The organism is Halanaerobium saccharolyticum (assembly GCF_003053565.1).
GTDB classification, from domain to species: Bacteria; Bacillota; Halanaerobiia; order Halanaerobiales; family Halanaerobiaceae; genus Halanaerobium; species Halanaerobium saccharolyticum_B.
This window is the reverse complement of record NZ_QAXS01000063.1, coordinates 1-6,718: the sequence shown is the minus strand read 5'-3', so window position 1 is coordinate 6,718 and position 6,718 is coordinate 1. Positions and strand designations below refer to the sequence as shown.

The 6,718-nt window shown below is 34.2% G+C and carries 13 protein-coding genes; all 13 read right to left on the bottom strand.

The window, feature by feature from the left end:
• On the bottom strand, positions 1-240 hold a 240-nt coding region (locus C8C76_RS14645; protein ID WP_146161879.1), incomplete at its 3' end, for a hypothetical protein.
• Positions 240-797 (bottom strand): hypothetical protein, encoded by a 558-nt coding sequence (locus C8C76_RS14640; RefSeq protein WP_108142941.1) that lies wholly within the window; start codon positions 795-797, stop codon positions 240-242. The genes C8C76_RS14640 and C8C76_RS14645, both read right to left, overlap by 1 nt.
• Entirely contained in the window at positions 797-1,015 is a 219-nt protein-coding gene (locus C8C76_RS14635) for a hypothetical protein (protein WP_108142939.1), read from the bottom strand. Before C8C76_RS14635 ends, C8C76_RS14640 begins: the two co-directional genes overlap by 1 nt.
• On the bottom strand, positions 1,012-1,311 hold the full coding sequence (locus C8C76_RS14630; protein ID WP_108142937.1) for a hypothetical protein: 300 nt from the start codon (positions 1,309-1,311) through the stop codon (positions 1,012-1,014). Before C8C76_RS14630 ends, C8C76_RS14635 begins: the two co-directional genes overlap by 4 nt.
• A complete protein-coding gene (locus C8C76_RS14625) occupies positions 1,311-1,544 on the bottom strand; it encodes a hypothetical protein (RefSeq protein WP_108142935.1) in 234 nt (77 codons plus the stop codon). The genes C8C76_RS14630 and C8C76_RS14625 overlap by 1 nt, the downstream gene beginning before the upstream one ends.
• 283 nt (positions 1,545-1,827) lie before the next feature.
• On the bottom strand, positions 1,828-2,049 hold the full coding sequence (locus C8C76_RS14620) for a hypothetical protein (RefSeq protein WP_108142933.1): 222 nt from the start codon (positions 2,047-2,049) through the stop codon (positions 1,828-1,830).
• 21 nt (positions 2,050-2,070) lie between these two features.
• Complete coding sequence (locus tag C8C76_RS14615) at positions 2,071-2,289, bottom strand: hypothetical protein (RefSeq protein WP_108142931.1); 219 nt, start codon at positions 2,287-2,289, stop codon at positions 2,071-2,073.
• Positions 2,290-2,501: 212 nt separating this feature from the next.
• Positions 2,502-3,473 (bottom strand): hypothetical protein, encoded by a 972-nt coding sequence (locus C8C76_RS14610; RefSeq protein WP_108142922.1) that lies wholly within the window; start codon positions 3,471-3,473, stop codon positions 2,502-2,504.
• Between the two features lie 135 nt (positions 3,474-3,608).
• Positions 3,609-3,917: a hypothetical protein gene (locus tag C8C76_RS14605; RefSeq protein ID WP_108142920.1), complete on the bottom strand. Its 309-nt coding sequence runs from the start codon at positions 3,915-3,917 to the stop codon at positions 3,609-3,611.
• Positions 3,918-4,694: 777 nt separating this feature from the next.
• The gene (locus C8C76_RS15250; protein ID WP_181248246.1) at positions 4,695-4,835 is read right to left on the bottom strand and encodes a hypothetical protein; all 141 of its coding nucleotides are present in this window, start codon (positions 4,833-4,835) and stop codon (positions 4,695-4,697) included.
• Between the two features lie 233 nt (positions 4,836-5,068).
• Entirely contained in the window at positions 5,069-5,248 is a 180-nt protein-coding gene (locus C8C76_RS14600; RefSeq protein ID WP_108142918.1) for a hypothetical protein, read from the bottom strand.
• A 15-nt stretch (positions 5,249-5,263) separates the two neighbouring features.
• On the bottom strand, positions 5,264-5,896 hold the full coding sequence (locus tag C8C76_RS14595; protein WP_108142916.1) for a tyrosine-type recombinase/integrase: 633 nt from the start codon (positions 5,894-5,896) through the stop codon (positions 5,264-5,266).
• Positions 5,897-6,533: 637 nt separating this feature from the next.
• On the bottom strand, positions 6,534-6,718 hold a 185-nt coding region (locus C8C76_RS15245), incomplete at its 5' end, for a hypothetical protein (protein ID WP_181248244.1).

The window sequence follows — 6,718 nt, the reverse complement described above, 5'->3', positions numbered from 1 at the left end:
GACATTAGCAGCCTGACTTTGTGCGGCAGCTCTTAATTTTTTATGTTTCTTTACTTCATTAAAAGCCTTAACTGCTTTTCTGTCGTGTTCTTCTTTAATTGCTGTCTGCTGATCAGCAAACCGCTGCATCTTATCTGCTACAAGCTGCACCTGGTCCTTTAACGGCAGTCCTTCCAATTCTTCCTCAGTGATATTATATTTATCAGCATCAAAGACAGTTTTTAAATATTTCAGCTGCATTATATCAGCCCCAGTTCGTCTTTTAATTCTCCGACAGCTTCTCCAGTTTCACCGATTCGGCTGGTGGTTTGTCCGTACTTCCCTTTGAAATAATTATCAAGCTGTTCTACCTGGTCATCAAAACTTTCATAATCTCCTAAATTAACATTCGGTATTTCTCCTTTAGATATTTTATTCTCTAAAAGTCTTAATCCTTCGTGGTTTCCATTCTTATTGAATTGATTAGCCTTCATCTGAATTTCAGCCTGTGATTTTCCTTCTAAATGCTTTATTTCTGTTTCAGTTTCAACGGCATTACTTTCACCGTATCCAGTAGAAGAAGCTATTTTCTCAAACTCTCGCTTATAGCCCTTCTTTAAGTCTTTTTGATATTTAGCTTTCCGGTCCTCAACTTGCTGCTGTAATTTACTTAATTGTTCTTTTCTTCTTTGCTCCATATGCTCAACCTGAAATTTAACATTTTTCTTTTCCTGTATTTTATCCTCTAGCTGTTTAATATCCTTATCATACTTTTCTTTAGCCCTCTTAATTGCATCAAATTCTTTGAAATAACTCATTAACAATCATCTCCTTTTAGTGTTTTAGTTAAATTTCTTAAATCATCAATTGAACCTATTATCTTTTTCTTATCATCATCGCTTAAAGTTGTAAAGAGTGCAGCACCTATTATTTGCAATTCCTCAGCGTTTAAATCATCTGTCAATAGTATATAGTCCTGCATCTCCTCAAGCTCCTTTTGTGGCATATCTGGAGCAATAGCATCTATTATTTTCATTCTGTTGCCTCCTTATATTCAGTCATTATCTTTTTAACATTATCAATAAACGGATCTTGTCCTTCCTTAGCATACATCACTGAAAGCATATTATCTGACAGTTCTTCCTGAGCTGCTGGAAAGTGGACTTCTCCATTCTTTGCTTTAACAGGAATATAGCTTATAGATTCATTAAATAAGCTCAATAAGTCGCTGTTGTCTAAGAGTATGCTGTCGCCTGTTATCAACTGCAGCTCCAGCTTATCCTTCTTCATTGCTGCCTCTAAGCGATTGAGTCTGCTTTCAATCCTACTCATTATGCAGCACCTTCAATCTCAAGCATTTTTTCCAATTCTTCAACTCTTTCACTGAGTTCACCGTCTTTGATTAGCTCAGCGATAATTTTAATTATATAACCTCTATCTCTGGCAGCTTGTCCGTCAATAGCTCCAGCGTCTAACTGATTAATAACTCTGCTTAAATATCGTCTGCAACTGTCTATATCAGTTAAATGAATCTTATTTTTATACATCTTATTAGCTCCACTCATCAAAAAACCTCCTTTTGCTTAACTTCCCTGTTTTGCTGTACATCACAGCAGTTTCACCACTGGCAAAACATTGCTAATTAATACCATTCTTACTGTTAATTTATTTTAAATTTAAGGCAACTATTGACTAGATAGCTGCCCCTCAGTTTGAGTACATTGTTATTTTTTAGCATTAAAAAAAGACCACTAACTTTGTTATTCATCTTAAAATGTATCTCAGATTAAATTTTAAATTCTTTTCAAACTAAGAATAATTTGTTAAAATATTTATAGTCAAGTCAAATTAATATCTGTAATTTGTGATTATCTCCCTGTCGTCAGCAGTGGAGATTTTTTCTTTCCAGTTTCGCCCAGCCCAAGTAGTCCTACCGATTAAATGTAAATTTTCTTCTTCTTCCCACTGATAGCCACCGTTATTCCAGTCAACCTTTAACTTTTTGCCGTCAGCAGATGCACCTCTAACAACTCCAGCATCACCAATTGAATTTACAACTAGCATAAACATAATATCACCTCCTTCATAGAATTATTTTCTTGTCCTATCTGATAACCACCCCTCCCTCAAATAATATGCTGCACCACTCTCATTCCTGCAATTTCTAAGAAGTGGTATAAACTCGCTTTTAGCAGTGTAATTCTCCTGCCACACCTCCTTTGTAATTTCTCGGATTACTTCCATATAATCAGCCTTAGTCAGCTCAACTTGCTTTCCATTTTCAGCGATAACAGTTTCCTTGCCTCCCAACAATATATGCTTATCAAATAAGTGCGAGTATTCTTCCTCAATTCTTTTGAGCCTTCTCTCTAAGCTAGTAATGTAATCACCACCTTTGTAATAAAATGGAAATCAGCGGAACCCTTTGTAATTGCTTTAACTTTAACACTTCATCATATTTATATTATCTCCACCAACTGCTATTATTGAAAATAACAGGCTGGTGAAATAGGAGGTTATTGTTAAGGAGCTGGAATCTTATCCAACTCGTCTTCAACTTCATAAACTCTATTTTGGATATTTCTGCCACTAATAAAGTGTAAAATATTATAGTCGCAATTGCCGTTATTGTAATTAGTGTTAAAATGTTGCTCTAATACTTTGCTGAAATATTCCTTTGCAATTAAACCAACTCTCTCAGATTCAAAAAGTATATTATCCACTACTTGCTGCCACTGGCTCAACTTTAATCTTGGATGACTACTTCCAGTTTCGACTGCATATTTTGTTATATATTTAAAAATATTACTCTCAATTAGATTAGAATTATCTTTTTTGTTAATCAAATCTTTAACTTCTTTATTAGCAAAACTAAAAGTTTCAACATTCTCGGAGTTACTTTCAGAGTAACTTCCCTTATAATTATTTAATTTATTCTTATTACCTTTATTCTTATTAACTGTAACTGAGTTACATTGTACATTGTAACTCTCTTGCATTGTACATTGTAAACCATTTACACTGTGCGACTTGTCGCTGTATTCAAGCAGTTTTTGCTTATCTTCTTTATTCTTTTTTGCTAATTTCTCAGCTAATTTCTCTTTATTTTCAACACCTTTTTCTAAAATTTCATCAATAGTGTTATAATCAAATTTAATTTTAAAATGTCTAATATCCTGAGATTTTGGACTATTAGGAACGGGTCTGTTATCCTTTTCTATCATTCCCAATTCAACTAATGTATTAATAGCCTCATCTTGATAGTATCTAGTCAGACCAGTGTCAAGCCTCATATTCTTAATAGTGTTGAAGAAATAACCATCGTCAGTTAAATCTCCTCTAGTTTCAAAGTAATCATATTTTCTGAGCAATTCTCCATAAAATATTGCAGTATTAGCTCCAACAATATGGATCAACTTTTTGTTGAGTGGTATCATTCCATCATCAATTAAATAGCTTGTTAATCTCCCTGCTTTTGTTTTTTGTTCTTCCATTATTTTAATACCTCCTGTAGTATTTCCTGAATTATTTAATAAAAAAACAGCAGAAACAGAGGATCAGGAAGCCCTTGCTTTTCAACTATTGGAGCTACCAATAATTTATCTGCTGCTAAAATTTATATAAAATTGTTATTTAATAGCTTGTTTAATTTCTTCTAGCTTATCGTTATAAGCCTCAACTGCAATTCCGTTTCCAGCTCTAGCTCTAGCTATTTCATCAAGCGTTAAACTTTCCTTTAACTCAATAACTGCAATAATTTCAGCAACTATTTCATCTGGATATAAAACATTTAATCCCTGTTGCCCCAGATGCTCTTTATACTCATAACTAGAAAGAACCCCTCGCTTAATCCAATAGCTTAGAGTTCTTTTCGTTGGTACATCATAGCCTTGTTTCTCGATTATCTCAATTGCTTTATTTAGTGTTTTAACTTTCATCACTTCCTTTTAGAAAACTAATTTCTCTTTAAACTAAAAAAATATAGTTCGATCAAGTTAACTTTTCATCTTATATTATTATTATATCATAGAATCCCCAAAAGTCAAGTCTAAAGTTCACGAATAGTTCACTTATTGTTCACCTTCCACCTTCTACTTCTATTATACACCTAGATTGCCCAGTTATCAACTGAAATCGGAACTCAATCGGAACTCTTTTCTTCTAATACTATTATACACCCGAACCCCTCAAATATCAACTGTTCTCTATCATCAAACTGCCAACTTTTCTTCTACTTCTATTGTAACATATAATCCCCAAAAATCAAGCTGAGATTCTGTTTTTATTCTGTTTTTATTCTGATTTATCAATAATCGTTCTTGAGCAGACTGCCCTTTTCACTTTTTCTTTTACTGGTCCGGGAGCAGACTTAGGCAACTATCAGTAATCGTTCTTGAGCAGACTGCCCTTGTATCTCAAGCAAATTTGAGCAGCGTTATCCCCTTGCAATAAAGAGATAACACCTAACATCTGCCCTTTGCAGAGCTCGAAGTTTCTTCACAGTGGCAGGACTTTCCCTGCTATCCTTCTGACGACCTCAGGTCTAGCTTTAAATCGTGTAGGAGTTTCACCTACTTAGGATATTATCCACCACTAAAAACAGCTTAAACAGCTATTCTCAGCAGTCTAGGACGGTCGCAGCAATCAATCCGTCTGAAACTATATAAATAGCATCGCAATTTACTGCTGCACATCTGAGTGGCTTAGTTATTTTCTCATCTTAGCTTAATCGGGACAGCCAGCCCGGCAGTTGTTTTAGTATGCTGAGTTATTCCTCTAACCTCAGCACCTTTTCCTGCATCAAATAGAAAAGGACTAACCAGTTTCCCAGCAAGTCCTAAAATTTCTCTTGTCAATCCTCACAACTTTTGATATAATTAAGTTGTAAGAATTCAACTACTGCTTGTTTGGGAAGTGGTAGTTCGCTCAGTGGTGCTTCCAACACCGACTGGGCAATTCTTTTTTTATATGTAATTTTTAATATTTTATGTTAACCATTTTCTTAATTGTAATACAATTTACTAAATTAATCAAGTGTATTGCAAAAAATAACTCCTAAGCTGGAGATGAAAGCTCAGGAGTCCAAAGTTTATTTTACTTCTTCGATAGATATAAATTCTACCTGATTATAATTAATGTTTTCTTCTTTATCATATTCAGCCCTAAATTTCATCATTGCAGTTTCTTCATCTGCAGCAAATATATGAGATCTAATCGGGCTGTTATGCTTAAACCCCTTTGTTCTAGCTTTAATCAAATACTGTTTCATTTTACCCACCCCTTATTATTTTAACGCCTTCATAGCATTTTCAAGCTCTGTATCAACAATATGAGTGTATATCTGAGTTGTAGATATATCAGAATGACCCAAAGCCTTTTGCACCACTCTCAGATTATTGCTTTCCTTCAAAAGCCTTGTTGCGAATGTATGTCTAAAAGTGTGAGGACTAACCTTCTTCTGATTATAAGTTTCAGCTAGTTTGTTGCCTTCTTCATCATGATAATGTTTTTCAACTTCCTCTTGAATCCCTGCCTTCTCAGCGTATCTATATACCATTTTTCTGACATCATTAGCTTTAAGCTGTTTACCCTTGCTGGTAGTGAATACATAGTCAGCAGCACCTATCTCGTCTGCCTGTCGCTGCCTCCACTCTCTTAGCTTATCCAAAGTACCATTATTAAACCAAACTATCCTATCCTTACCACCTTTGCCATTAACAACTTTCAGCTTACCAGTTTGTAAATTAATATTATTCCACTTTAAATTAATAACCTCTGATAACCTCAAACCTGTTTTAAGCATTAACTGGATCATTATTTTATTTCTAGTTGGTGATAAATACCTTTCATTGAATACATTTAATAGCTTTTGCTCCTCTTCCTCTGTCAGAACATCAGGTATTTTTCTTTTAGCCACCTGTAAAACCTCCTTTTGAGTATGCTCCACCATTCTGTATGAAATAGTGGCTCATTCACTTACTATGTTAAGTATATCAACTCAAAAGTGTTTTGTCAACAAATTAGTGGCATATTCACATAAATATTTTATTTAAATAAATCTTTCAACTTGTCGATAGCAGTATATCATTTTTTTAACCTTCCAGTGATAGCAAAGGCTCAAAGTCTTTCAGCTATATAAGGCTAGTAAAAGGAGAAAACCTGCAGCAGTATTTTGAGTATAGTTGACACCCTCCAACCTTCCCGACATAACAGGGTTTATAACCTTATACCATTTTGAAGGACTATTTAAATTGAGTAATCGTTTAAAATAGTACCTGACCCCTTGTTATCCCCGACATATCAACCTTTATAGGCTGTTTATCCAATATAACAGAGGCTCTACAAGGCAAAAGTTTTTGCAAAGTGGGGTATTAATCAGGTTAACGCTTTTAAACGCCTTCTAAGCATCAAATAAACTTAATGCAACGGTCATTGATTAAAATAACCGCTGCTTAAATCTATTTCTGGAGTAATCAGTTATTTACGAATGAATTAATAAAGTTATCGTCAAATAAACTGCAATTATCATTTCTACATAAAGTAGTTTTATTATTTTATTTATCATTGTTAGCCTTCTCCATTTTCAACTCTATTAGTGGCAGATTTGAATTATATTCTTTGAGCAACCTGCCTCTATTTTCTCTGACATTAGCAGCCTGACTTTGTGCGGCAGCTCTTAATTTTTTATGTTTCTTTACTTCATTAAAAGCCTTAACTGCTTTTCTGTCGTGTTCTTCTT

Excerpts from the sequence above, each read along its gene's own strand:
- C8C76_RS14635 (WP_108142939.1), bottom strand. The coding sequence starts at position 1,015 with ATGAAAATAATAGATGCTATTGCTCCAGATATGCCACAAAAGGAGCTT.
- C8C76_RS14625 (WP_108142935.1), bottom strand. The coding sequence starts at position 1,544 with ATGAGTGGAGCTAATAAGATGTATAAAAATAAGATTCATTTAACTGAT.
- C8C76_RS14630 (WP_108142937.1), bottom strand. The coding sequence starts at position 1,311 with ATGAGTAGGATTGAAAGCAGACTCAATCGCTTAGAGGCAGCAATGAAG.
- C8C76_RS14620 (WP_108142933.1), bottom strand. The coding sequence starts at position 2,049 with ATGTTTATGCTAGTTGTAAATTCAATTGGTGATGCTGGAGTTGTTAGA.
- C8C76_RS14610 (WP_108142922.1), bottom strand. The coding sequence starts at position 3,473 with ATGGAAGAACAAAAAACAAAAGCAGGGAGATTAACAAGCTATTTAATT.
- C8C76_RS14640 (WP_108142941.1), bottom strand. The coding sequence starts at position 797 with ATGAGTTATTTCAAAGAATTTGATGCAATTAAGAGGGCTAAAGAAAAG.
- C8C76_RS14600 (WP_108142918.1), bottom strand. The coding sequence starts at position 5,248 with ATGAAACAGTATTTGATTAAAGCTAGAACAAAGGGGTTTAAGCATAAC.
- C8C76_RS14605 (WP_108142920.1), bottom strand. The coding sequence starts at position 3,917 with ATGAAAGTTAAAACACTAAATAAAGCAATTGAGATAATCGAGAAACAA.